This is a genomic window from Fodinibacter luteus, from assembly GCF_039541575.1.
In the GTDB taxonomy this organism is placed as follows: Bacteria; Actinomycetota; Actinomycetes; order Actinomycetales; family Dermatophilaceae; genus Fodinibacter; species Fodinibacter luteus.
Map to the genome: position 1 here is coordinate 360,552 of NZ_BAABGM010000001.1, position 25,300 is coordinate 385,851.

Consider the following 25,300-nt stretch of genomic DNA (forward strand, 5'->3'; position numbering starts at 1 on the left):
CCGCCCGGCTACTCACCCGGCTACTCACCCGGGCTGACGACCGGCGCCGCGACCCAGCTGTGCACCGGCGTCGCCGAGGCCATGTCCACGGCCCCGGGGAGCACCGCCGGGGGCTCCAGGTCGCGCCGCGCGGCGACCGTGAGCAGGAAGTCGCCCTCCCGGCGCCACCAGCCGGGCAGCACCTGGCCGCCGCGCCAGGTCGCCGCGAACCGGGCCCAGCCGTCGTCACGGGCGTCGGACCGCACGGCGACCTCCACCCACCGGGTGTCCGCCCGCAGGCCCAGGTGGAGCACCTTGAGGGCCGCCTCCTTGGCCGACCACACGAGGTTCGCCGCGGCATCCCGACCAAGGAATGGGTCCGACGACGCCGGGCCCCGGACCCAGGCCTGCTCCGCCGCGGTGAGGAAGTCGCTGACGAACCCCTCGCTGCGCGGTTCGACGACCTCGAGGTCGATGCCGAGGGTCCCCGCCCCACCGGGGCCGAGGACGCCGACGACGGCGACGGCGCACCCCGCCCGGTCGGACAGCGAGACCTCCCACGGCGCCTCCTTCCCCTCGAGCGCGACGTAGGGGGCGCCGGTCATCCGGTTGAGCAGCTCGATCCGGGCGAGCGAGCCCGGGTCGGCGGCGAGCCCGGCCCGGGCGGCCACGGCCCGCTTGCCCACCCAGCGGCGCAGGAGGTACTCGGTGCGCCGCTTCGTGAAGCGCAACGAGTCGAGCCGGGCCGCCTCACGGGACGACAGCCAGTCGCGCCCGCCGGGGAGGTCCCCCTCGTGCCCGGCCCACCAGTGCCGCTCGGCCCCCGGCTCGCCGGTGCGGCCGGCAGGGGCTCCCCCACCCGCCGTCCCGCCGGTCGCGTCCACCCCACCATCGTAGGGAGCCCAGGCCCGGCGAGACGCGCTTCACACCGCCTCGGCGGGTGGAGCGCGCGTCAACGGTGCACACTGGAAGGGTCCACAGCGAGGCCATGCACCCTGGCCTCCGGACGGCTGGAACGCTGTCGCCCGACAGGTCGGGGAATTGACCCTGCTCACCGTGGTCGAGACAGCGGAGAGCGCCCATGAGCAGCACGTCCACCGGTCCAGACGTCCCCGTCGACACGTCGACGCCCCCACCGACAGGTGGCCGGGCCCCGAGCGTCACACCGAGGTACCCCGGCATCCCGACCGTCATCCACGGCAACGGGGCCGTGGCCCACGTCATGAGCCACGTCTGCGGAGGGGTCATCGGCTACCCGATCACGCCGTCGACCGAGATCGCCGAGCTCTACGAGGCGACCCGTGCCGAGGGCGGCCTCAACGTCTGGGGCAGGCACGCCTTCTTCTTCGAGCCCGAGGGAGAGCACTCGGCCCAGAGCGGTGCGCTCGGGGCGGCGCTCACCGGCGGCCAGTACATCTCGAACGCGTCCTCGAGCCAGGGGATCCTCTACGCGATGGAGTCCCACTACGTCACGGTGGGCAAGAAGATCGGGGGCTTCGTGCTCCAGGTCGCAGCGCGCGTGGTGTCCAAGCACGCCCTCAACGTCATGGCGGGCCACGACGACGTCTACGCCCTGCTCGCCTCCGGCTACACGGTCCTCTTCGGCTCGAACCCCCAGGAGGCGGCCGACCTGGCCGCCATCTCCTACCGCGCGTCCGCGCTGTCACTCATCCCGGTCGCCAACGCGATGGACGGCTTCTCGACGAGCCACATGCTGAGCGAGGCGCTCCTGCCCGAGCCCGAGCTGCTCCGTGAGTACCTCGGCGACCCGGCCGGCCGCGTCCCGTGCCCCACCGTCGCCCAGGAGATGCTCTTCGGCGCCAAGGGCCGGGTCTTCCAGCTCGGCGGCTTCCTCAGCCGGCACAGCCGGGACATCCCCGAGAGCGACGTCGCCGACCTGCGGGCCTTCCTCGCCGCCAAGGCCGACGAGGTCGAGAAGGACCACGACGGCGAGCTCGTCGGCGCCACCCTCGCCTGGGTGCCCGTGGAGCTGCACGGGGCGTGGCGCCGCCAGTGGGTCAACGCGTGGGAGAAGGGCACCCGCCAGCTCGTCCCCGCGCTCGTCGACATCCACAACCCGGGGCTCACCGGCCCGGTGCAGAACCAGCCCGACTTCCAGGCCGGCGCCGTCGACCACCGCACCCACTTCGCCTCCGCCGTCCCGAGCCTGGTGCGCCGGGCGATGAGCGAGTACTCCGAGCTCACCGGCCGCGACTACGCGCCGATCCACACCTACGACTGCGACGACGCCGACGTCGTCATGATCGGCCTGGGCTCGGTCGGCGACGACGTCCGCGCCGTGCTCCCCCACCTGCGCGCCCAGGGCGTCAAGGCCGGCCTCATCTCCGTCAAGCTGCTCCAGCCCTTCCCCGAGGCCGAGGTCGTCGCCGCCCTCGCCGGCAAGAAGGCCGTCATGGTCCTCGAGCGCAGTGACCAGACCGCCCTCACCGCCCTCGTCACCTCCGCCCTCTTCCGGGCCCGCGAGAACGCCGTCGAGCCGCGCCACGACGGCATCCCGGCGCTCGCCGACACCCCGCGCCTCACGACCGCGATCTTCGGTCTCGGCGGCCACGACCTCCAGCCGCGCCACCTCGTCGCCGCCTTCACCGAGATGGATGCCGGCACGCTGCCTCCGCTCGTCTACCTCGGGTCCCAGTTCTTCGAGGACCACCCCACGGAGCGGATGGCGCTGGTGCAGGAGCGGCTGCGCACGGCCTACCCCGAGACCGAGCTCATGGCGCTGCGCACGGGCCCCAACCCGGTGCTGCTCCCGCCGGACGCCATGCGGATCCGGTTCCACTCCGTCGGTGGCTACGGCACGATCGCGACCGGAAAGCTGCTCACCGACATCCTCGCCGGCCTGCTCGGGATGCACAGCAAGTCCGCGCCCAAGTACGGGTCGGAGAAGTCCGGCGCGCCGACGAACTACTACATCACGCTCAGCCCCGAGCCCATCTGGGTGACCAATGCCGAGCTCGAGGACGTCGAGATCGTCATCGCGCCCGACCACAAGGCGTTCATCCACACCAACCCGCTCAAGGGCCTGGCGCACGGGGGCACGTTCATCCTGCAGACCAGCCTCTCGCCCGAGGAGGTGTGGCGCGAGCTGCCCCGGCACGCCCGAAAGGCCATCGAGGAGAGGGAGATCCGCTTCTTCACCATCGACGCCTTCAAGGTCGCGCGCCGCCACGCCCCCACCCCCGACCTCGAGACCCGGATGATGGGCATCGCCTTCATCGGCGCCGTCGCCGCCCACGTCGACCGGGTCGCGGCCGGCGCCCCCCGCGAGGAGATCCTGGCCCGGGTCCGTCACCAGCTCGAGAAGAAGTTCGGCCGCAAGGGCGCGGGCGTCGTCGAGAGCAACATGTCGGTCATCATCGACGGCATCGAGGCGACGACGCGCATCGACTACGACACCCCGCAGTTCCGCGAGATCGGCGAGGAGCGGGCGCCCGCACCACTGCTCACCGTGGCGCTGTCGGCGTCGATGTGCCCGAGCACGACGGCCGAGCGCACGAGTGGCCTGTTCGACCCGGCCTACTACGAGGACCTCATGCTGCGGCCCTTCCGCGAGGGCACGATCGCCGAGGCCCCCGTGCTCCCCGGTGTCGGGCTCTTCATGCCACCCGGGACCGGCGCCGGCAAGGACAAGGGCCTGTTCCGCCGCGAGGTGCCCGAGTTCAACCCGGACCTGTGCACCGGCTGCATGGACTGCGCCCTGGTGTGCCCGGATGCCGCCATCCCCAACACCGTGCACGAGGTGCACGACCTGCTCCTCACCGCCGTGGACCAGATCGAGGCGACCCCCGGCCAGAAGGACCAGCTGCGGCAGGCGGTCTACGGCATCGCCGAGCGCACCCGTGAGGCCCTGCGGCACAAGGACGAGCGGCCGTTCTCCGAGGTCGTGGAGTCGGCAGCCACCACCCTGCGCGACGACCCGGTGATGTCCCACGTCGTCGACCGCCTCGTCGCGAAGCTCGCGACCTACCCGGTGGCGCGCACCCGCCCGTTCTTCGACTCCCCGGAGAAGGAGCAGCCGGGCACCGGCGGCCTCTTCGCCGCGACCGTCGACCCCTGGAAGTGCACCGGGTGCCTCGAGTGCATCGACGTCTGCGGCCCGGGCGCCCTCACCGTGCAGGAGCAGGACGAGGACGTCCTCGCCACCCTGCAGTCGCGGTTCGGCTTCATGAACGCCACCCCGAACACGCCGACCCGGTTCACCGAGGGCTCCGACACGCCCGACGGCGACATCAAGCGCCTCATGCTCGACCACGACAACTTCTACGCGACGACCGGCGGCCACGGCGGATGCCGGGGCTGCGGCGAGGTGACCGCCATCCGGCTCGTCATGTCGACGTCGCACGCCATCACCGAGCGGCGGCGCCGGGACCACCTCAAGGAGCTGACCGGCATCGTCGACCGGCTCTACGCCAAGCGCGCCACCGTCGCCGACGAGGCGCGGCAGGAGCGGCTGAGCCGGACGATCACGACGCTCGAGCGGCGCCTCTACGAGCAGGAGGGCGGCCCGACCGGCAACGGCCCGGCATCCACGATCATCGCGAACTCCACCGGGTGCAGCAGCGTCTACGCCTCGACGATGCCGTTCAACAACTACCTCGACCCGTGGGTCAACAGCCTCTTCCAGGACGCCCAGCCACTGGCCAAGGGCATCTTCGAGGGCGTCGCCGCGCAGAGCGTCGCCGACGTGCGGGCGCTGCGGACCGCCGAGCTCGAGCTGGCCGACTCCTTCGACCCGCAGGTGCACGACAAGGCCCTCGCCACGCTCTCCTGGTCCGACTACACCCCCAAGGAGCTCGAGCTCCTGCCGACGATCCTCACCATCGGTGGCGACGGCGCGACCTACGACATCGGTTTCGGGGCGATGTCCCGCATCCTCGCGAGCGACACCCCGATGAAGGTCCTGGTGCTGAACTCGGGCGTCTACTCCAACACCGGCGGGCAGGCGTCGACGGCCAGCCTCACCGGCCAGGACTCCGACCTCGCCCGCTTCGGCACCGCCCACGACGGCAAGCACGAGGCCCGCAAGGAGCTCGGCCTGCTCGCGTCGTTCCACAACAACGTCTACGTGTGCGCCACGAGCACCGCGATCCAGGGGCACTTCCTCACGAGCACGATGGAGTTCCTCAGGTACCAGGACGCCCCCGCGGTCCTCGACGTCTACACCCCGTGCGGTTCCGAGCACGGCATCCCCGAGGAGGCCTCCGCCCGCCGGGCTCGCCTGGCGGTCGAGAGCCGGATGAACCCGGTGTTCGTCCACGACCCACGCCGCGGCTCGACGCTGCACGACTGGTTCAGCCTCGACGGCAACCCCGACGTCGACAAGACCTGGACCACGACCGACCTCGCCTACCGCGACGACGCCGGCGCGCTGCAGCTGAAGAAGCTTCCGCTCACGCCGGCCGAGTTCGCGCTCGGCGAGACGCGCTTCCGCAAGCAGTTCAAGCGCCTGCCCGCCGAGCTCGAGGACGTCGCGGTCCCGATGGACGAGTACATCGAGCTCAGCCGCGAGGAACAGGCGGTGCGCGTGCCGTTCGTCTACGCGACCGACGACGAGCAGAAGCTCATCAAGGTGCAGTGCTCGGCCTCGATCGTGGCCCTCGTCAAGGACCGCCGCCGCTACTGGCAGATCCTCCAGTACCTCTCCGGCATCCACGAGGCGAAGCTCACGGCGCTGCACAGGAGCGACCTCGCCGACCTGCAGTCCCGCTACGACCAGGCGATGCGCGAGCGCGAGTCCTCCATCGACGACATCGCGTCGGCGATGGCCTCGCTCGCGACGACGAGCCGCGCACCGGCCGGCCCGGTCCGTGGAGCGGGGGTCACCGTGCCGCTGGGTGCCGCAGCATCCGGGATGCCGGTCGCACCGGCCGGCGCCGCGCCCGCACCGGGTGGCCTGGGCACCGTCGGCGCCGTCGGCACCGCCCCACCGGACGCACCGGTCCACCTCGCCGAGGTCGACATCCCCAAGTGCAACGACTGCGGCACGTGCTACCAGGAGCTCCCGCAGCTGTTCGAGCCGCACTCGATGGTCATCGACGGCGCGGTGCAGAAGGTCGCCCGGATGATCCCGGGGGCGCTCGAGACGGTCGAGATGACCCCGGAGGTCCTCAAGCGGATCGACCGGGTCAAGAAGACCTGCGACGCGGAGATCATCCAGTGAGCGTCGACGTGTCGCCGGACCAGCAGCTCGAGCTGCTGCGTCGCCGCCTCGAGGCCGAGCCCCAGGCCTTCCGCGAGATGTTCATCGAGGACGGCATGAACGCCGTCACGTGGGAGTTCGCCCAGCAGGACCTCAGCGAGGCCTTCACGAAGGCGATGTGGGAGGTGCTGCTGCGCGAGGACGACTCGAGCAAGGTGCTCATGCGCTTCGTCTGGGCGCTGCCGCTCAGCCGCAAGCGCAAGTTCATCCGCGCCATCGACGCCTTCCTCTCCGACCGCTACCCCATGTTCGCCGGTCTCTCCGAGGGCTGGCCCGCGAGCAACGCGATCCCGCCCCACATCCGCGAGCCGGAGGAGCGCGAGAAGGACTTCGGGCTCGTCAACGAGGGCTACCTCGGCTACATGAACGTCGGGCTCACGCGGGCCGAGGTCGACCTGCTCGTCTGGCTCGAGGCGCTGCGCGACAAGCAGTGCGAGGAGAAGCACTGCGAGGTGGGCATCATGATCGCCGGGCGCAGCGAGCCCCAGGGCGGCTGTCCGGTCAAGATCCACATCCCCCAGGTGCTCGAGCTCGTCGGCACCGGGAAGTTCCACGAGGCGATGGAGCTCATCGAGTCGTGCAACCCGCTGCCCGACGTCACCGGCCGGGTGTGCCCGCAGGAGCTGCAGTGCCAGGGGGTCTGCATCTTCAAGAACCAGCCGATCGCCATCGGACAGCTCGAGTGGTTCCTCCCCGAGCGCGAGAAGCTCGTCGACCCCGGTGGCGAGGCCCGGCGCTTCGCGAAGCACGTCGACCCCTGGGAGGCGGCCGCGAAGCCGCCGGTCGCGATCATCGGCTCGGGCCCCTCGGGGCTCATCAACGCGTACCTGCTTGCGGCAGAAGGCTTTCCGGTCACCGTCTTCGAGGCATTCCATGCGCTCGGCGGCGTGCTGCGCTACGGCATCCCGGAGTTCCGACTGCCCAACGACCTCATCGACGACGTCGTGGGGAAGATCAAGCTCCTCGGTGGCCGATTCGTCCCGAACTTCGTCGTGGGAAAGACCGCGACGATCGAGGAGCTGCGGGAGGCCGGTTTCTGGCGAGTCTTCGTCGGAACGGGTGCCGGCCTCCCGCGGTTCATGGACGTGCCGGGCGAGCACTACCTCAACGTCATGTCCGCGAACGAGTTCCTCACCCGGGTCAACCTCATGCAGGGCCTGCGCGACGACTACGAGACGCCGCTGCCCGAGACCGTCGACAAGGAGGTGCTCGTCATCGGTGGCGGCAACACCGCCATGGATGCCGCCCGCACGGCCCACCGGCTCGGCGGTCGCGTGACCATCGTCTACCGGCGCACCCAGAGCGAGATGCCGGCCCGGGTCGAGGAGCTCGAGCACGCCCTCGAGGAGGGCATCAACCTCATGGTGCTGCGCTCACCGAACGAGTTCCACGGCGACGACGCCACCGGCTTCGTGCGCGCGACGACCCTCGACGTCATGGAGCTCGGCGAGCCGGACGCCTCCGGCCGACGTCGCCCGGTGACCACCGGCCGCACCGAGACCATCACGGCCGACCTCGTCATCATGGCGCTCGGCAACGCCTCCAACCCGATCATCAAGGACTCCGAGCCGGGGCTGCACACGACGAAGTGGGGCACCATCGACCTCGAGCACACCGGGTCCCAGGAGACCTCGCTGGCGGGCGTCTACTCGGGTGGCGACGCCGCCCGCGGCGGCTCGACCGCCATCAATGCCGCCGGTGACGGGCAGGCCGCCGCCCGCGAGATCATCGGACACGTCGACGTGCCGCGCGACCAGGTCGCCGGGATGGTGCGGTCGGCGCGGGAGTTCACCGAGCGGGCGTCCAGCGAGCAGACGGTCCTCGCCAAGGCCCACCTGGCCGACGGCATCGAGGAGATCACCGTCCACTCGCCCGTCATCGCGCGCGCGGCGAGGGCCGGCCAGTTCGTCCGGGTGCTCCCGTGGCCCGACGGGGAGCTGATCCCCCTCACCCTCGCCGACTGGGACGCCGACGCGGGCACGATCTGCCTCGTCGTCCAGGGGGTCGGCACGAGCAGCATCGAGATCAACCGGATGCAGGTCGGCGACGCCTTCGCCGGCATCGCCGGGCCGCTCGGGCGCCCGAGCGAGGTCACGGCGTACCCCGCCGACCGGCGTGTCGTCTTCACCGCGGGTGGCCTCGGCCTGCCGCCGGTCTACCCGATCCTGCGCGAGCACCTGCGGGCCGGGAACCACGTGACGCTCATCGCGGGGTTCCGCAGCGCCGAGCTGCTGTTCTGGACCGCGGACGACGAGCGGGTGGCCGGCCTCCAGCGCGAGTTCGGCGACCTCCTCGAGGTCGTCTACACGACGAACGACGGCACGTTCGGGGTCGAGGGGTTCGTCACGACGCCGCTCGAGGCGATGCTCGAGGCGGCCGCGGCGGGCACCGGGCCGGCCGTCGCCGAGGTCGTCGCGATCGGACCGCCGGTCATGATGCGCGCCGTGTCGGACCTGACGCGCCGGTTCGGCGTGCGGACGGTGGCGAGCCTGAACTCGATCATGGTCGACGCGACCGGCATGTGCGGGGCCTGCATGGTCCCGGTGACCATCGACGGCAAGCCGATCCGCAAGCATGCCTGCATCGACGGCCCGGAGATCGACGCGCACATCATCGACTGGGACAAGTTCCTCCCCCGCTTCGGCCAGTTCCGCACCCAGGAGATGCGCAGCCGGGTCCGGCACGGTCTCGCCTGAGCCGTCTCGGCGGCGGAGGTCGGGCGGCTCGAGGCGTACCAGGGGCGTCGCGGGTCGCGTCGGGCCTCCGCGGGACCCCGCGAGCGCTGCGCCGTCAGGCAGTCGGAACGAGGGGGGCGCTGTCAGTCGGGAAGTGGTCGCATCTCGACGACCGAGAGGCCGAGACGGGTCAGGCGAGCGAGCACGCTCATGACGTCGGCCTGGTCCCGGATGGGGCCGAACAGCGCCGTACCCCCGGTGGGATAGGTCGTGGCGGCCATCTCCGGCAGCTCGTCCTCGACGGCCGCCGAGGGCGACCCGGAAACGACGAACAGGTAACGCACGGCGACCTCCATCAGGGCGGGGGCCGCGTCTTGACCTGCGCCCACCTTGGCACGCCGACCGCGCCCGGGTCGACCGGTCGGTGCGCACGACCTCCGGCCCCCGGCTCCCGCGCTCAGGAACTTCTCAGGAAACTCACTGCCCAGGCCGCGCCGCCCGCCGGCCCGACGGGTGCACCCGGTCGGATCGGACTCCCCTGGGGTCAGGGCTGGGACGGCGCGGGTGCGTCGTCGAAGGCCGCGGCCGACTCGACGAGAGCGCGCAGGGTCTCCGTGAACCGGGCGGCGGGTGCTCCGTCGATCACGGCGTGGTCGAAGCTGAGGGTCAGCGGCAGCATCGGCCGGGCCACGACCTGCCCGTCGCGCACCACGGCCCGGTCCACCACGGCCCCGACGGTGAGGACCAGGGTCAGCGGGGCGAGGGGGATGGCCCAGCCCCACCCGTCGGAGAACATCCCGATCGAGGTCACGCCGACGGCCGGCCCGAACCTCGCGGCGACACCCGGCCTGGACCCGGCGGCCCGGATGGCGGCGCGCCGCAGCGGTCCGGGGAGGCGGACGATCTGGTCGGTGACGCCGCCGACCCGATGGGGCTGACCCGGCCCGTACTTGGCCCGGTGCAACACGTCGGTGACCTCGGCACAGGACTGGTGGTCGGCGTCGGTGACCACGACGACGTCGAGCACGGTGCGACCCTGCCAGTGCCGCTCGACCGTGGCCCCGACGTCGACGCGGTCGAAGGACAGGATGTGGCTGCCGGCCCGTCGGGTGTTGACCTCGGGGTGCAGGGCGACCGCCCGGGCGACGGTGGCGACGAGGAAGCCGGTCCACGACACGCGCGGGGTGGTCCTCGCGATCCGCGACGAGGCCTGCGTGACGTCGAGCTCGACGAGGGCGTGGACCTGGAAGCGGCGGCTGGCTCCGGCCAGCCGGTCGAGCACGGGCCGGCGTTCCCTGGGGATCGGCGCGAGGGTGAAGCCGGCACCGGCGGACGGGCGGACGGCCATCAGCGGATGCCGTCCCACAGCGCGCGCTCCCAGGACCGGGGGTCGTGCACGAGCACCGAGGTGGTGTCGAAGCGCATCGTGGTCCTCGTGGCGGGGTCGTACCGCGGCCACCCGGGGTCGCCGGTCGTGGCGAAGGTGACCCACGCCGCGTGCATGGCTCCGGCCAGCTCCTGGGGTGGGTCCGCACCGAGCAGCGGACCGAACAGCGGTGCGTTCGGGCTCGCGGTGTCGAAGACGAACGGCACCTCGAGCGCGTGCACCGCGCCGAGGCCGGGCGAAGCCCACGCGAACTCGTACATGTAGGTGCGCTGGGTGGCACCGCGCGCAGCGTGGGCGTCGGCCAGCCGGATGGCGGGGATCCGCATCCACCAGTCGGTCTGGGCCGTGGCGAGCAGGTCGCCGGGCCCGGCGGTGGGGTACCGGTGCCGGTAGGCGGCCAGCGCCGCATCGGGGTCGAGGCCGTACGCGGCCAGGCACTGGTGGCCGTACGTGCGCACCGGTCCGGTGAGCATCTCGTCTGTGATCTGCCCGATCGCACCGCTGACCACGAGCCAGAGCCGCCAGTCGTCGACGTTGGTCCCGACGAGCACGTCGACGCCGGCGGCCGACCCGGCGGCGACGGCATCCAGCGGTGCGCCGGGCAGGACATCACCGTCCACGACGGGCTGCCACGGCATCGTGGTGGTGACGACCGAGGCACCCCACCGGGCCGGGTCCGGGTGGGCGAGCAGGTCCGCCTTGAGCTGCGCCTGGGCTGCCAGCAGCCGGCCCACGCCGGCGGAGGCGACCGAGTCCCGGTCACGGTCCACCCCGAGGAGGTCCGTCAGGGTTCCGGCGATCCGGGCCGCGTCCTCGGGTGACATCACGTGCTGGGCCCCGCCGCTCTGCAGGATGGCTCGGCGGAACAGCCCCCGGGCGGCCGGCATCGCCAGCAGCGCACCGATGCTCATCGCGCCGGCGGACTCCCCGAAGACGGTCACGTTGTCCGGGTCCCCGCCGAACCCCGCGATGTTCTCGCGCACCCATTCCAGCGCGGCGGCCTGGTCCAGCAGCCCGAGGTTCGCGATCCCGTCCGCGAGGTAGAGGAAACCCTCGGCCCCGGGTCGCCAGGTGATGACGACGCACACGACGCCGTCGCGGGCGAAGCGGCTGCCGTCGTACGCGGCCGTCGAGCTCAGCTCGAACATACCGCCCTGGATCCACACCATGACCGGCAGACCGGCTGCTCCGGGATCCGGGGTCCACACGTTGAGGTTGAGGCACTCCTGCGCGGCCGCGGCGCGCTCCACCGCCGCGAACGCCTCGGCCACGGCACCCCAGTCCTCCCCGGCCCCGGCATCCGGGCCGCCGCTCGACGGCGGCGCCACCTGAGGCGGCTCGGGCCCCAGCCGATTCGCGTCGCGCACCCCGTCCCAGCCCTCGACACGGCGGGGCGGCCGCAGCCGGCCGGCACCGAACGGCGGCGCTGCGTACGGGATACCCAGGAACACGTGGACGCCCTCGGTCACGCGGCCGCGCACCGGACCGCCGGTCGTGCGCACCACCGGGCTGCTGGAGCCGTGAACGGACGACGGAACCGTGCCCATGACCAACCTCCCGGGGCCGGGACCGGTGGCCCGGCCTGACCTCCCATCATCCCGCCCTTCGGGGCAGGCGTCGACCACCTGACTCGTAGGTCACGACGGCGCCCGGCACGCACCGGGGACCCGCCGCTCGCACCGGGTGACCCGCCGGCACGTACCGGGTACCTGCCGGTGCGTACCGGGTCAACCGCCGGACGCACCTGGTACCGCCGCTCGTACCAGCCACCCTCAGGGACGGCAGACCTGCTGGCGCGCCCGCTCGGGCAGGTAGGAGCGCCATTCCGCCTCGGTCATCTCGCGGCTGGCGATGCGGCATGCCGCCCTGACCGCGGCCTCGGGCCCCGGGTTCCAGACCGACACCTCACCGCTGGGCGAGGCGATGAGCACCTCGGGAAACTTCGGGGCGAACCCGGCGAGGCTGGCCTCGTCGGAACGCACCGACCCCAGGAATGCCGTCGTCCGCGTGTCCCAGAGCCCCACGCGCTCCGACCCAGAGGTGGTGAACCGCTGTCCATCAGGAGAGAACTGGATCGACCCGGCGACCACCTGCGGCCCTGACCACCCGGACCTGGTGGTCAGGCTCTCGGGGTCGAGTTGGGCGATCGTGCCCTGGCCGTCCTGGGACGGGTCCCTGCCGAGCACGACCACGGCGGTCCCGTCGGCGGACCAGGCCCAGTCCGTCACATCGAACCCCGGGTCGGCACGGACGAGCACCCGTCCTGAGGACAGGTCCAGCAGCTGGAGCCGGCGGTCGATCCACACGATCGCCCGTGAACCGTCCGCGTTCGCGGCGAGTCCGTAGGTCGGTACGCGGGCCTTGACCTGGACGGGGGTACCGACGACCCCCAGGGTGGAGGCGTCGACGGAGTAGACCCAGCCCAGGTGGGTGCCCACCACGAGGCGGGTGCTGTCGCCGCTGAACTTGACGCTGTCGACGACGCCGAAGCGGTCGGGCACCCGGTGGCGGCCCGCGGCCTTCCCGGTGACTCCGTCCCACAGGTCGACCCAGTGGTCGTTCTGGGCGCTCGCCACGACCGCGCCGTCCGGTCGCCAGGCGAGGTCGACGTAGTAGGCGTTGCTGGACCTCAAGGCCGACTGCGGGGTCCTCGTGCCTGACTCCACGTCGAGCAGGTGGACGCCGAAGGACTCCCCCTCCCCGATGACGAGGTTCGCCACGGTCCGCCCGTCCGGGGAGACCTCCGCCTCGAAGATCTCCACCGAGTCCGGGGGCGATTCCACGGGCGGGGACCTCACGAATCGACGGTCACCCACGAGGTCCCACACCCACAGCCGGCCGCCTCCCCGGCTGTAGAACGTCCGCCCGTCGGGGCTGAAGCCGATCCCGTTGAAACCGGCCTCCGCCCCGCTGAGCCGGGACGGCGCCGCGTCGGGGTCCGCGAGCGAGCGCACGACCAGGGTGTCGTCGACCGTGTAGCCCACCTTGTCGGCTCTCGGGGACAGCACGAGCCCGTCGATGCCCCCGTCCTCTTGGATCGTCGACTTCACGGTCAGCCGTTCGGGGTCGAGCAGTGCGATCTCCCGGCCCCGGACAGCAACCAGAGTCGACCCGTCAGCGCTGAGGGCGATCGCCCCGGCGGGCGCAGACCGGAGCACCCGGCCGGACGCGGCGTCGAGCAGGGACACGGACTCGCTGTCCCCCAGATAGACCCGCGTGCCGTCGTCGGCAACGGCGAGCTGCTCCTTGGCCAGGAACGGGACGGTGAACGCCGCCACCGGACGCGCGAGGTCGCCTGTGTCCCAGACCCTGACCCAGGTCTCCGTGTCCAGCTGGGTGGGGTGCGCGAAGCCCGCTGCCAGCCAACGGCCGTTGGAGCTGAAGCCGAGAGCCGTGTGGACCACGCGCTTCTCCGGCAGACCGCCCAGCTGGGTATCGGCAAGCGCCGCAGTCTCGGGGTCGAGCATCCGAACGGAGAGCGGGTCGACCCGCCGTTCACCGCTCGGGGTACTCGGGTTGACCGCGGCGGCGAGCTGGGTGCCGTTCGGGTTGAAGCGCACGCCGTAGAGGGGGATGTCGTGGTTGCGGGCCACTTCCTCGCGAGTCTCCACGTCGAACAGGCTCACTCCGGCGTCCCATCCTGTCGTGGCCACCACCCGACCGTCGGGTCGCACGGCCCCGTCGATCGGTTCGGTGGTCCTGGCGACGCCGATGAGCTCCGGCGCACGGTCGAGCGCCGCGCTGAGGTTGTTCCTTGTGTCTGGGGAGTCATCGAGACGGGTTCCCGCGACGGCGAGCAACAGGGCGAGGTCCGGGTCGCGCGTGCGCAGCGCCTCGGCCCCGAGGCGGCGGGCGTCGGCCGCGACCGACTGCTCCTCGGCTCGCACGGCCTCCTCGTCGGCGAGATCCGCCGCCGTCTTCGCCAGGGCTCCCGCGACCACCGACACCGCCAGCAGGACACCGGCTGCGGCGAGCCCGGCACGCAGCCGCCGGTTGGAGCGGCGTTCCCGGCGGACCTGGTCCTCGGTGGCGCGCGCCTCGGCCTCGGCGAGCGCCGCCGACTCGTCGAGGAAGTCGCGTTCGGTCGGGGTGAGGGTGGGAGTGGTCGCGGTGCGCCACTGTTCGGCCTTGGCCTGGCGCGGGCCGCGGTAGAGCTCGCCGGGCGGCCTGCCGAGCTCCTGCCAGCTGTCGGCCGCCACGGCGAGGTGGCGCATGATGCGCAGGCCCTCGACGTCGTCGTCGAGCCACGACCGCAGGCGTGGCCAGGCCATGACCAGGGCCTCGTGCGCGATCTCCACGCTGTCGCCGTCGCTGCTGACCAACCGCGCCACGACCAGGCTCTCGATGACGGCCTCGTGCTCGGCGTCGGCGGCCACCGACCGGCGCGGGGCGCGCGTGCGCACCGGGTCGCCGGAGTCGGTCGGAACGACGAGACGAAGCATGAGGTCGCGCAGCATGGCCTGCTGGCGGCCCGTCATCCCCCTGAAGACGGCCTCGGCCGACTGCGAGACCGCCTCCTGGATCCCACCGGTGGCCGTGTAGCCGGCCACCGTCATGGTGTTGCCCTCACGCCTGGACCACGTCTGGCGCAGCACGTGGGACAGCAGCGGCAGGGCACCCGGGGCCCCCTCGACCTCGCGGACGAGCAGGTCGACCAGACCGGGCTCGAGCCGCAGCCCCGCCTGCTCGGCCGGTCCCTCGATGGCCCGGCGGAGCGCGTCGGTGTCCATCGGCCCGAGGAGGTGGAGGCCGCGCTCGACGAGGTGCGCGAAGACGGGGTACCGGGTGACCTCACCGAGGCGGTCGGCCCGCAGGGTCAGGATGACGAGACCACGGCCGGCGATGTCGGCCAGCGCGGCCAGGAAGTGCGCGCGCTCCGCGGCGTCGACCTCGGGCGCGAGGACCTCCTCGCACTGGTCGACGACGAGCACGGCATCCCTGCGCCGCGCCGCGCCGTGGAGGGCGTCCATCGGATGCCGTCCCGGCGTCAGGACCTCGACCCGGCGCCCGTCGCGCTCGAGCGCTGCCGCGACGCCCGCCCGCGCGAGCGACGACTTGCCACTGCCGGACGCGCCGACGATCGCCAGCGCGCCGCCGGCGTCGAGGTGGGCCAGGCACGCCGCGACCTCCGCCTCGCGCCCGAAGAACGACCCGGCATCGCGGATGTCGTAGGCCATCAGCCCCGGGTAGGGACACTCGGCGCTGGGCTCGGGGAGCGCGGCCTGCACGGCGAGCGAGGGGTCCTGGCGCAGGATCGCCTGCTCCAGCGACGACAGGGCAGGGCCGGGGTCCAGCCCGAGCTCGGTGACCATGACGGTCCGGGCGCGCTGGAGTGTGTCGAGCGCGTCGCGCTGGCGCCCGTCCTGGTACTGGGCCAGCGCGAGCAACCCCCACCGGCGCTCCCGGAACGGTGCCTCCCTGACCAGGCGTGCAGCGGGGCCGAGCACGACCTGGTGGTGCCCGGACCGCAGCAGTGCCTCGACGTGCAGCTCCTCGGCGTCGTGGTGCAGCTCGACGAGGCGTTCGAGCTCGATGAGCCCGGGCGCCCACCCGTCGAGCTCGCTGAAGGGCTCGCCCCGCCACAGGTCCAGGGCCTCCTGCAGGAGGTAGGAGGACCGCTCGGGCTCGCCGAGCGCCAGCAGCTCACGGCCTCGGCCGACGAGCCGCTCGAACCGCAGGTGGTCGACGTGGTCGACGTGCACCCGTAGCCGGTAGCCGTGCTCGGCGGTCTCGATGACCTCGCCGCCCAGGGTCTTTCGCAGCCGCGAGACGCACCCCTGCACGACCTTCGGCCACGACGGCGGCGGGGTCTCGCCCCAGATCGCCTCGGCGAGCGACTCGGCGCGGACCACCGCGCCCGGCCGGACCGCCAACGCCTCGAGCACCACGCGGTCGCGCAGGCCCAGGGTCGAGGTCGTCCCGTCGAGCTCGAGCGGACCGAGCACGGCGATACCCACGCCTCGAATGTCGACCCCTCGCACCGACCCGTCAAGGGCCGCGATACCGCCGTGATACCCGCGCAGCACGGCGGCGACACCACCGGATGGCACAACGGTGGGAGCCGCCCGCCCGGGTGGCGTCCCACCGTTCGTGAGGCCACGACCATGTCAGCTCTCCAGCTCCGCCTCCTCGGCACCACCGCGACCGCGCTGCTCCTGGGCGCCGCCCTCGTCACCCCCTCGGCCGCACGCCAGGATGCCGGTCCCGCGCCCCAGCAGGACCGCGCGCCCACCTCCTGCCCACTGACCCGGGTCGGCACCCAGTTCGTCCGCTGCGACGACCTCACCGGCAACGGGGTCAGCGCACCCCTGTGGGTCCCGCGACGCTGACCCCGCTCGCGGGGACGTCGACGTCCACCCGCGCCGCAGCGCGGTGAGGGTGGCCGACCAGTCCCGCGCATGACATCTGTCATGCCGAGGTGGTGACTGCGGGCACTACTGGGTCCGCCCCCGGGGGCGCGAGCCTTGGGGCATGACCACGACGCAGCAGACACCCGTTCACCCGACCGCCGCCCACGGCATCCCCGTGCTGGCCGAGCTGCTCGGGGTCTCCAAGCAGTTCGGGAAGGGCCCGGCCACGGTCCACGCCGTCCGTGGACTGGACCTGCAGGTCCGCCCGGGTGAGCTCCTGGCGCTCCTGGGGCCCAACGGGGCCGGCAAGTCCACGGCGATCGGGATGGTGACCGGCCTGACCGCGCCGACGTCGGGAAGCGCGCGCCTGTTCGGTCGCGACCCCCGCGACGTGCGGGCTCGCCGGCGCCTCGGCGTGATGCTGCAGGCCTCCGGCGTGCCGGACACGCTGCGGGTGCGCGAGCTGCTCACCCAGTTCCGGGGCTACTACCCGGCCCCGCTGCCCATGGCGCAGGTCGTCACCGCGGCAGGCCTCGACGGGCTCGAGGGCCGGATGTTCGGCGAGCTCTCCGGCGGCCAGCAGCGTCGTGTGCTGTTCGGGATCGCGCTGGCGGGCGATCCCGACCTCCTGGTCTTCGACGAGCCCACCACCGGGTTGGACGTCGAGGCCCGGCGCGGCCTGTGGTCGACCCTGCGCGGGCTGGCCCGGTCGGGGCGTGGGGTCGTGCTCACCACGCACTACCTCGAGGAGGCCGACGCGCTGGCGGACCGGGTCGTCGTCATCGACCGCGGTGTGGTGATCGCCGAGGGGGGGCCGGACGAGATCAAGGCCCGGGTTCCCGGGCGACGGGTCCGGGCCCGGACCTCGGTGGACCTCGCGGTGGCGAGCCGGTGGCCCGGCGTGGCCCGCGCCTCACGCGAGGGTCCGTGGCTCGAGCTGCTCGCCGCGTCCGCCGAGCCGGTGCTGCGTGCGCTGCTCGACCGGGACCCCTCGACCACCGGTGTGACCGTCACCGAACCAAGCCTCGAGGAGGCCTTCCTCGCCCTGACCAGTACCACGGAGGCAACACGATGACCACCCCCACGACGATGTCCACGACGACCGCACCTGCGCCGCCTCGGTCGAACCCGGCGAGGATCTACGTCACCGAGTCCCGGCACGAGTTCCTCAAGCTGGTCCGCGTCCCCATCTTCGCCGTGAGCACCATCGCCCTGCCGGTGCTGTTCTACGTGCTCTTCGGGCTGGCGTTCGGTGGCGACGACGCCGGAGCGGTCGACCGGCCGACCTACCTCATGGCGACCTACGGCACCTTCGGGGTCATCGGCGCGGCCCTGTTCGGCTTCGGGGTGTCGGTCGCCCTCGAGCGCGGACAGGGTTGGATGCGGCTCAAGCGCGTCTCGCCCATGCCGCCCCAGGCCTACTTCGTGGCCAAGGTCGCGATGAGCACGACCGTCTCCGCGCTGATCATCGGGGCGCTGTTCAGCCTGGGGGCCACACTGGGTGGTGTGCGCATGCCCGCCAGCCAGTGGATCGGCCTCGGCCTCGTGCTCCTCATCGGGGCGCTGCCGTTCTCGGCCATGGGCCTGGCCTTCGGCTACCTCGTGGGCCCGAACTCCGCGCCCGCCCTGCTGAACCTCGTCTACCTGCCGATGGCGTTCGCCTCCGGGTTGTGGATCCCGATCCACCAGCTGCCCGCCTTCGTGCAGGCGATCGCTCCCGCGCTGCCGCCCTACCACTTCGCCCAGCTGTCGCTCGGCACCATCGGTGCCGCCGAGGCCGGATCGCCGGCGGTGCACGCCGTCGCGCTGCTGGCGTTCGCCGCCTTCTTCCTCGCGGTGGCCGTGTGGGGCTTCCGCCGCGACGAGGGCCGGACCTACGGATGACGCAGCCGATGAGCCACCGCGCGCCGCACCCCACCCACTGACATGCGTTACGTCTGGCTGGTCTACCTCGGGGCGCTGTTCTACCAGCCGGTCTTCAACCCCTCCACCGACGGCAGGGACTGGCTCGCCGTCGCGGTGCTCATCGCGGTGTTCCTGCCGCTCTACGCAGCGACGTTCCGGGCACGCGACGACCGGCAGGTCCTGCTCGTCATCGCCGCCCTCGGCGCCCTGGCCCTCGCGGGGTCCCTCGTCAACAGCGGCGCCAGCGTGTTCGCCGTCTACGCGGCGGCCGCGGCGAGTCGCCTGCACCCCGCCCGTCGGGCCGTGCTCGTCGTCGCCGCCCTCGTCGGGGTGGTCGTCGTGATCTTCGTGGTCTCACCGGTCCCGATGCCGTGGCGGCTGGCCGCGATCGGACCGGCGTTGTTCTTCACCCCGGTCGTCGGTGCGACGAGCATCGTCGACGCGGAGCGCCGCCGGGCGAACGAGCGTCTCGTGCGCGCCGACGAGGAGATCGAGCGCCTGGCGACGATCGCCGAACGGGAGCGGATCGCCCGGGACCTCCATGACCTGCTCGGGCACACCCTGTCGGTCATCGTGCTGAAGTCCGAGCTGGCCGCGCGGCTGGTCCGGGCCGACCCGGACCGGGCCGTCGCGGAGGTCACCGACATCGAGCAGATCGGACGCGAGGCCCTCGGCGAGGTGCGCGCCGCGGTCGCCGGGTACCGCGCCCGGGGTCTGGGCGCCGAGCTCGACGGAGCACGGGTGGCGCTGGAGGCAGCAGGGGTCGACGTCGAGGTGCATGCCGACCCGACCGCCCTGCGCCCCGAGCAGGAGGCCGCACTGGCCATGGCGCTGCGCGAGGCCGTGACCAACGTGGTGCGCCACGCCGGTGCCACGCACGCCACCGTCAGCATCACGACGCTCGGGGGCGACGTCCGGCTCGAGGTGAGCGACGACGGCCGCGGCTCCGCGGGGCGGGCCGGGTCCGGGCTCACGGGCATGCGCGAGCGGATCGCCGCCCTCGGTGGCCATGTCGTCGTGGGCGCGCCGACGGCCCTCGGCGACGGCCGGGGGACCGTCGTCGAGGTGACCGTGCCCCTGGCGGAGTCCACCGACGACCACGGGTCCGAGTGGGTGGGTGGGCGATGACGATCACCGTCGTCCTGGCCGAGGACCAGCTCATGGTCCTCGGTGCCCTGAGCACGCTCCTGGGCCTGGAGGCCGACATCACCGTGGCCGGCACGGCCGCCGACGGCGAGGAGGCCGTGCGCCTCGTCGACGCCCTGCGCCCCGACGTCCTGCTGACGGACATCGAGATGCCCGGGATGACCGGGCTCGAGGTGGCCACCGAGGTCCGACGACGCGGTCTGCCGACCCGGGTGGTCATCCTGACCACCTTCGCCCGGGGCGGATACCTCCGGCGCGCGCTCGACGCCGGTGCCGTCGGCTACCTCCTCAAGGACGCCCCCGCCAGCGCCCTGGCCCAGGCCGTCCGTGACGTGCACGCCGGACGCCGCGCCATCGACCCCCAGCTGGCCGCCGACGCGTGGGGGGAGCCCGACCCGCTGACCGACCGCGAGCGCCAGGTGCTGCGCCTGGCCGGCGACGGGTTGGGCAACGCCGAGATCGCCGGGCAGCTGCACCTGTCCGAAGGCACGGTGCGCAACTACCTGTCCGAGGCCATGGGCAAGCTCGGCGCGTCCAACCGGGTCGCGGCGGCCCGACAGGCACGGGACCGCGGGTGGCTGTGACGGGGCCCGCCGCCGCGTCCGAGGGGGGCCTCGCCGGGATGCCGGGCGACCCCTGCGATGCCCGGGTCCGGTCCGGTGACGAGCTCGAGCGCCGGTGGCGAGCGCCCCGACGAACAGGCAGTCCCTCGCCGAGGTTCCTGGCGCCACGCTCGAGAGCCGACCTCGGCTCGCCAACTGCCTGTTGGTGGAAACGCTCCGCCAGCGCTTCAGGACCAGGTGAGCCAGAGGTGGGAGAGGCCGGGGTCATGACGTCGTGCTCGCCAGCCGCGACGACACTCAGGACTCACGACCCCCCGAACTGCGACTCCAGCTCGACGTGCCATCGTCGGTGGCGATCGGCCAGCTCGGGCCGGGAGCCGATGCGCGCACCGCAGCTCAGGCAGTCCAGGCCCGTGCTGCCCTGCACGAAGCCCCTGCGCCAGTCCCGCTCGGCCCACCGGGATGGTCGGTGGTCACCGACGTCCACGGGAATCAGCCGACTCTTCGGCGTGACGAGTTCCATTGGTGTCTCCTCCAGGCAGTGACAACGTTGTCGCGATAGTTTCACCCACGAACCACCTCGGGTCAAGAACCGGCCGCACGGTGACGTCAACCTTCGACACGGGCGTGTCGGCCGCGGGTCGACCGGCGCCCGCCGGACGCGAGCGAACAGTTCGGTCGTGGCCGATCGTTGGGGGTGACGGCGCGCGGACCTCGGCCCACGCCTCCAGCAGCTCCCGCTCGGCCTGTCGGAAGCATTCAGGACTCGCGCTCCGCTGCGCAGGCGGACACGAGCCCAGCGCGGGATCTCAGCGCCGGTCGCGATCGGCGCGCGCAGCGCTCGTGACGTGATCAGTGGCCCGGGGACCGATGTCAGGTCGACGGCGGCTGGGCCGGGAGCGGACACACCGGGACGGCGGGGTTGGCCAGGACGGAGGACGCCCGCGTGACGGGGCCCGTCGTGCCACCCCAGAGGTAGTTGATCTCGAGCGCCCCGCCGGTGGCGCCGACGGGGATGTCGAACACCAGGCGCAACCAGAAGGCCTTGGGCCCGCCGAACATCCAGAACCCGCCGAGGCCGAGTGACGTGCCGACGCTGTCGTACGCCGCCGTCAAGGTCAGCGGCACCGCGCTCAGGTTGGCGCTGACGATCTTCACGCGGCGGGAGTCCGGGGCGGGGATGTCCAGCTCGACCCAGTACTCGTACTGCCACTGGCCGCCGGCACGCCGCGACAGGCAGGCCGCGCCCAGCCGGGTGAACGACGGCGCCAGAACGGCCCCGGATGCCGCATACGCCGGTGCGGCCACCACGGCGGCGACCACCGGGACGGACCAGGCAGCGCCCAACGCGAGGGTTCGACGACGGACCTGGGGCCCACCCGATGCAGGGTTCACGGGCAACTCCGGCATGACGACTCCTGACTGTGATACCAGTACGATCCGGACGATCATTTCACTGGCGAACAGAATATCCACGTGGCCCCCCGGCATCCCGAGGGCGCCAGCATGTGGACGGGGCGGCGGGGCCCCCACGCCTGCGCCGGAGCGGACGATTCGCACTCACCTGCCGTGTGTCGTGTCGACCCCAAGGCCCCGCGGGCGCACACTCGGGCGGTGCGGGTTCGTCGTCAGTCGGTGCGAATGTGGTGGGAGCGCACGTTCTGGCCGCTCCCGCTGGCCGGCATGGTGGTCGCCTTCCTGCTGCAGGACCTGACGGTGACCATCGACGAGTCGCTGGCCGACCTCGAGGGGTCGATCATCTCCCCGGCCGCCGCCCTCACCCTCCTCGCGGCGGTGGGGGGCGGGATGGTGACCTTCACCGGCTTCGTCTTCTCGGTCATCCTCCTGATGCTCCAGTACGGGTCGGCGACGTACTCGCCGCGCAGCGTGTCGTACTTCCTCCGGCTCCGGCGGACCCAGCTGGTCCTCGCGGCCTTCCTGGGCACGATCACGTTCTCGTTCCTCGCCCTCGTCGAGGTCGGGTCCGGCGGTCGGGACGCCTTCGCCCCGGTCGCCAGCGTGGCCGTCTGCGTCTCGCTGCTGCTCGTCAGCCTGATCGGCTTCCTCGCTCTCATCCAGGGCGTTGGCTCGACGCTGAAGGTCGACGGGCTGTTGTCCGCCTGGGGCCGGATGGCGCAGCGGCAGCTCTCCCGCCAGGCCATGGCCAACCATGGCGACGCGGCGCCCCCCGAACCGGACGCCGACGGACCGGCCGATGGCCGCGCCGCCCACGGTGAACCACCGGACCTGGATGCCGGGCGGGGCGCCCTCGTGATCCGGCACCCGGGTCGGACCGGCCAGGTGGTCGCCATCGACGGGGCGCACCTGGGGCGGCTCGCGCGACGCGCCGGGTCCGAGGTGGTCCTCCTCGTCAGGCTCGGCGACGGCGTCGGCCCGGGCACGGCCGTGGCTCGGGTCCACGGGCCACCCGTTCCGCCGCGCCACGTCGCGCGATGCGTGCTCGTCGCGCCCGAGCGCTCGCTCGTGCACGACCCGCTCTACGCCGTCCGCCTGCTCACCGACGTGTCGCTGCGCGCACTGTCCCCCGCGGTGAACGACCCCACCACGGCCGTCCGTTCGCTCCACGAGATCGAAGACGTCCTGCGCACGGCAGCAGCGAGGGAGCTCGGCACCGTCCGCATCGCGGCGGGTGCGGGTTCGGTCACGCTGCCGGGGGCCACCTGGGACGACGTCGTCGACCTCTGCCTGCTCGAGGTGGTCGAGGTGTCCACGGGGCAGCCTCAGGTGGTCCGCCGCCTCACCGCGCTGCTCCGGGACCTCCTCGACGACGTTCCGGAGCACCGACGGGCACCCCTGCGCCGGTACCTGACGCGGCTCGAGGCCGCGGTCCACGACGCCGGGCATGATCCCGACGTGTGGCTGCGGCGCGACCGCCAGGGCGTCGGCGGAGGACGCTGAGCCGCCGTCGCCGACGTCGGCAGGCTCATCGCGCCGGGCAGTCCGGGTCCGAGGCCGAACAGAACTCGGCCCACCGGGTGTAGGGGAAACCTCGCACCGGCGCCGGCGCTGCTGTCCAGGTCGACGACGGTCACCCGGGTCGGGGTGACCCGACCGCAGTCCCCGAAGATCGCCGGGCTGGCCAGGTCGAGCTCACCGACCACGAGGGGACCGGCGAGCCGGGGTGGTCTGCCCACGTCGCTCGGTGGGCAGAGCGCGACCCGGGTGGCCGCCGGGCCGACGCCCGACAGGTACCGGCTGCCTCGGTCGACAGTTTCCAGCCTCCCGCGCCCCGCCATCGGTGGTGGAGGTCGGCTGCTATCGTCCCCTGCCGGGCGTGGACACCCGTGCCTCACCGCGAGTCTCGGAGGTCGTTCCATGGAAGCCGACGGTTCCGCCGAGATGGCCGCGCCCCACTCCGGGGCCGCGGGCGGGCCACCCCCCGGCCACCGCAGGCTCGGGCGGCTGAGCCTCACGGGCGCGGCGGTCGGTCTGGTCCTGGCCGGCATGTCGTCGACCCCGTCGTTGGTCCCGCGCGGGTGGCTGGTCAACGCCGTCCTCGTGGGGGTGTGCGCCGCGACCGGCTACGCGGTCGGGGCTGCCGTGGGGTGGGGGTGGCGGGTGCTGTCGCTCCCCACGCTCGGCACGGTGTCCCGTCGCCGCGGCTGGTGGGCCGTCGGGCTCGTCGCCCTGGTCGGCACCCTGATCCTGGGGTGGCTGAGCCGGGAGTGGCAGCGCGAGCAGCGCGAGCTCTTCGGGATGGACCCAGGGGTGACGTGGTGGTGGCTGGCCACCCCCGTCCTCGGCCTGGTCATCGCCGCCGTGCTGCTGGGGGTCGGCCGCGGCGTGAAGCTCGTGGGCCGCTTCGCCTTCCGGGTGGTGCGGCGGGTGCTTCCCGAGCGCGCCTCGTGGCTTGTCGCCGCCCTGAGCACCGCGGCTCTGGTGTGGGTGGGGCTCGCCGTCACGGTGACGGTACTCCTCTACGTGGCGAGCCGGTCCTTCGTGGCCAGCGACCTGCAGGACTACGCCGGAGTCACCCAGCCGGCCTCCGCGCACCGTTCGGGCGGACCGGCCTCGGTGGTCGAGTGGGGGGACATCGGCCGTGAGGGACGTGCGTTCGTCACCGGGGGACCGTCCGCGAGCGACATCGCGACCGTCATGTCCGACCCTGGCGCAGCGGAACCGGTTCGTGCGTACGTCGGGCTCGGCTCCCCCGGAACCGCGCAGGACCGCGCCGAGACGGCCATCAGGGAGCTGCATGCGCTCGGGGCCTTCCAGCGAAGCGCCATCGCCGTCGCGGGGACGACGGGCACGGGCTGGATCGACCCCGAGGCGGCAGCCGCGCTCGAGTACGTCGCGCGCGGCGACGTCGCGACCGTCGCGACGCAGTACTCCTTCTTCCCCAGCTGGATGTCGTTCATGTCCGACCGGGGAGCGGCCGAGCGCAACTCCGAGCTGCTCATCACGGCGCTGCGGGTCGAGCTGGACGGGATGCCGGCATCCGACCGGCCGTCGCTGTACGTCTACGGGGAGAGCCTGGGCGCCTTCTCGACCGACAACGCGTTCACGAGCGTGGAGGACATCTCCACGACGACTGACGGCGCCCTGCTCATCGGGCCGCCGAGCTTCGACCGGAACTGGCAGAAGGTGCAGGAGGGTCGCGAGCCCGGCTCGGCGCTGTGGCAGCCCGCCTACGGGTCCGGCGAGCTGGTCAGGGCGGCTGACACCGACGAGGACATCACCGACCAGACGCTGACCTGGCGCACGGACAACCCCATCATCTACCTCTCCCATGCCTCTGACCCCGTCGTCGCATGGACGGCCGACCTCGGGGAGTGGCTGGAGAATCCAGGTCCCGACACCCACCCGGCCACCATCGCCTGGCCGGTGGTCGGTGCGGTTCAGACGACCCTGGACCAGCTGGGGGCCACGGCGGTCCCCCCGGGCCACGGCCATGTCTACGACGAGACCGTCGTGACCGCGTGGTCGGAGATCCTCGGCCCCCCCTCGCTCCCCGACGAGCAGATCGACGCGATCCGCTCGGCCGTCCGGGTACCGTCCCCCTGAAGGGACCTGCCTGCAAGACACCGAAGTCCGTGAACCCGGCCGGACGTGAT

At 72.7% G+C, this 25,300-nt stretch carries 16 protein-coding genes; 9 read left to right on the forward strand and 7 right to left on the reverse strand.

From position 1 onward, the window contains the following. Positions 1 to 20: 20 nt before the first annotated feature. Entirely contained in the window at positions 21 to 863 is an 843-nt protein-coding gene (locus ABD899_RS01530; RefSeq protein WP_345201517.1) for a 4'-phosphopantetheinyl transferase family protein, read from the reverse strand. A 197-nt stretch (positions 864 to 1,060) separates the two neighbouring features. Between ABD899_RS01530 and ABD899_RS01535 the strand changes: the two genes are divergently transcribed. Together ABD899_RS01535 and ABD899_RS01540 are read left to right on the forward strand one after the other, a co-directional pair. Next, positions 1,061 to 6,160 (forward strand): 2-oxoacid:acceptor oxidoreductase family protein, encoded by a 5,100-nt coding sequence (locus tag ABD899_RS01535; protein ID WP_345201519.1) that lies wholly within the window; start codon positions 1,061 to 1,063, stop codon positions 6,158 to 6,160. After that, positions 6,157 to 8,895, forward strand: a complete 2,739-nt coding sequence (locus tag ABD899_RS01540) for a sulfide/dihydroorotate dehydrogenase-like FAD/NAD-binding protein (RefSeq protein WP_345201522.1) — start codon at positions 6,157 to 6,159, stop codon at positions 8,893 to 8,895. The genes ABD899_RS01535 and ABD899_RS01540 overlap by 4 nt, the downstream gene beginning before the upstream one ends. 122 nt (positions 8,896 to 9,017) lie before the next feature. Here the strand turns inward: ABD899_RS01540 and ABD899_RS01545 are convergent, their stop codons facing one another. From ABD899_RS01545 to ABD899_RS01560, 4 genes are all read right to left on the reverse strand, one after another. Further along, positions 9,018 to 9,218: a hypothetical protein gene (locus ABD899_RS01545; RefSeq protein ID WP_345201524.1), complete on the reverse strand. Its 201-nt coding sequence runs from the start codon at positions 9,216 to 9,218 to the stop codon at positions 9,018 to 9,020. A gap of 200 nt (positions 9,219 to 9,418) precedes the next feature. After that, the gene (locus ABD899_RS01550) at positions 9,419 to 10,222 is read right to left on the reverse strand and encodes a 2-oxo acid dehydrogenase subunit E2 (RefSeq protein ID WP_345201526.1); all 804 of its coding nucleotides are present in this window, start codon (positions 10,220 to 10,222) and stop codon (positions 9,419 to 9,421) included. Next, positions 10,222 to 11,808 (reverse strand): carboxylesterase/lipase family protein, encoded by a 1,587-nt coding sequence (locus tag ABD899_RS01555; RefSeq protein WP_345201529.1) that lies wholly within the window; start codon positions 11,806 to 11,808, stop codon positions 10,222 to 10,224. The genes ABD899_RS01550 and ABD899_RS01555 overlap by 1 nt, the downstream gene beginning before the upstream one ends. A gap of 225 nt (positions 11,809 to 12,033) precedes the next feature. Next, a complete protein-coding gene (locus tag ABD899_RS01560) occupies positions 12,034 to 16,218 on the reverse strand; it encodes an nSTAND1 domain-containing NTPase (RefSeq protein ID WP_345201531.1) in 4,185 nt (1,394 codons plus the stop codon). Positions 16,219 to 16,365: 147 nt separating this feature from the next. On the opposite strand from ABD899_RS01560, the gene ABD899_RS01565 reads away from it, so the two are divergent. From ABD899_RS01565 to ABD899_RS01585, 5 genes are all read left to right on the forward strand, one after another. After that, on the forward strand, positions 16,366 to 16,590 hold the full coding sequence (locus tag ABD899_RS01565; RefSeq protein WP_345201533.1) for a hypothetical protein: 225 nt from the start codon (positions 16,366 to 16,368) through the stop codon (positions 16,588 to 16,590). A 142-nt stretch (positions 16,591 to 16,732) separates the two neighbouring features. Further along, complete coding sequence (locus ABD899_RS01570; protein ID WP_345201536.1) at positions 16,733 to 17,686, forward strand: ABC transporter ATP-binding protein; 954 nt, start codon at positions 16,733 to 16,735, stop codon at positions 17,684 to 17,686. Next, a complete protein-coding gene (locus tag ABD899_RS01575) occupies positions 17,683 to 18,495 on the forward strand; it encodes an ABC transporter permease (protein ID WP_345201538.1) in 813 nt (270 codons plus the stop codon). Before ABD899_RS01570 ends, ABD899_RS01575 begins: the two co-directional genes overlap by 4 nt. 42 nt (positions 18,496 to 18,537) lie before the next feature. Next, positions 18,538 to 19,644 carry a sensor histidine kinase gene (locus ABD899_RS01580; RefSeq protein ID WP_345201540.1) on the forward strand — a complete coding sequence of 369 codons (1,107 nt, stop codon included), beginning with the start codon at positions 18,538 to 18,540 and terminating at the stop codon, positions 19,642 to 19,644. Continuing rightward, positions 19,641 to 20,246, forward strand: coding sequence for a response regulator transcription factor (locus ABD899_RS01585; RefSeq protein ID WP_345201542.1), 606 nt, complete (start codon positions 19,641 to 19,643; stop codon positions 20,244 to 20,246). The genes ABD899_RS01580 and ABD899_RS01585 overlap by 4 nt, the downstream gene beginning before the upstream one ends. Positions 20,247 to 20,529: 283 nt before the next feature. Here ABD899_RS01585 and ABD899_RS01590 read toward each other — a convergent pair whose 3' ends face one another. Both ABD899_RS01590 and ABD899_RS01595 read right to left on the reverse strand, forming a co-directional pair. Beyond that, positions 20,530 to 20,748, reverse strand: a complete 219-nt coding sequence (locus ABD899_RS01590) for a hypothetical protein (protein WP_345201544.1) — start codon at positions 20,746 to 20,748, stop codon at positions 20,530 to 20,532. Between the two features lie 350 nt (positions 20,749 to 21,098). After that, entirely contained in the window at positions 21,099 to 21,536 is a 438-nt protein-coding gene (locus ABD899_RS01595) for a hypothetical protein (RefSeq protein ID WP_345201547.1), read from the reverse strand. A 303-nt stretch (positions 21,537 to 21,839) separates the two neighbouring features. Here ABD899_RS01595 and ABD899_RS01600 point away from each other — a divergent pair, with 303 nt between their 5' ends. Further along, entirely contained in the window at positions 21,840 to 23,144 is a 1,305-nt protein-coding gene (locus tag ABD899_RS01600; protein ID WP_345201550.1) for a DUF2254 domain-containing protein, read from the forward strand. A 417-nt stretch (positions 23,145 to 23,561) separates the two neighbouring features. After that, the gene (locus ABD899_RS01605) at positions 23,562 to 25,250 is read left to right on the forward strand and encodes an alpha/beta-hydrolase family protein (RefSeq protein ID WP_345201551.1); all 1,689 of its coding nucleotides are present in this window, start codon (positions 23,562 to 23,564) and stop codon (positions 25,248 to 25,250) included. The last annotated feature ends 50 nt before the right edge of the window (positions 25,251 to 25,300 follow it).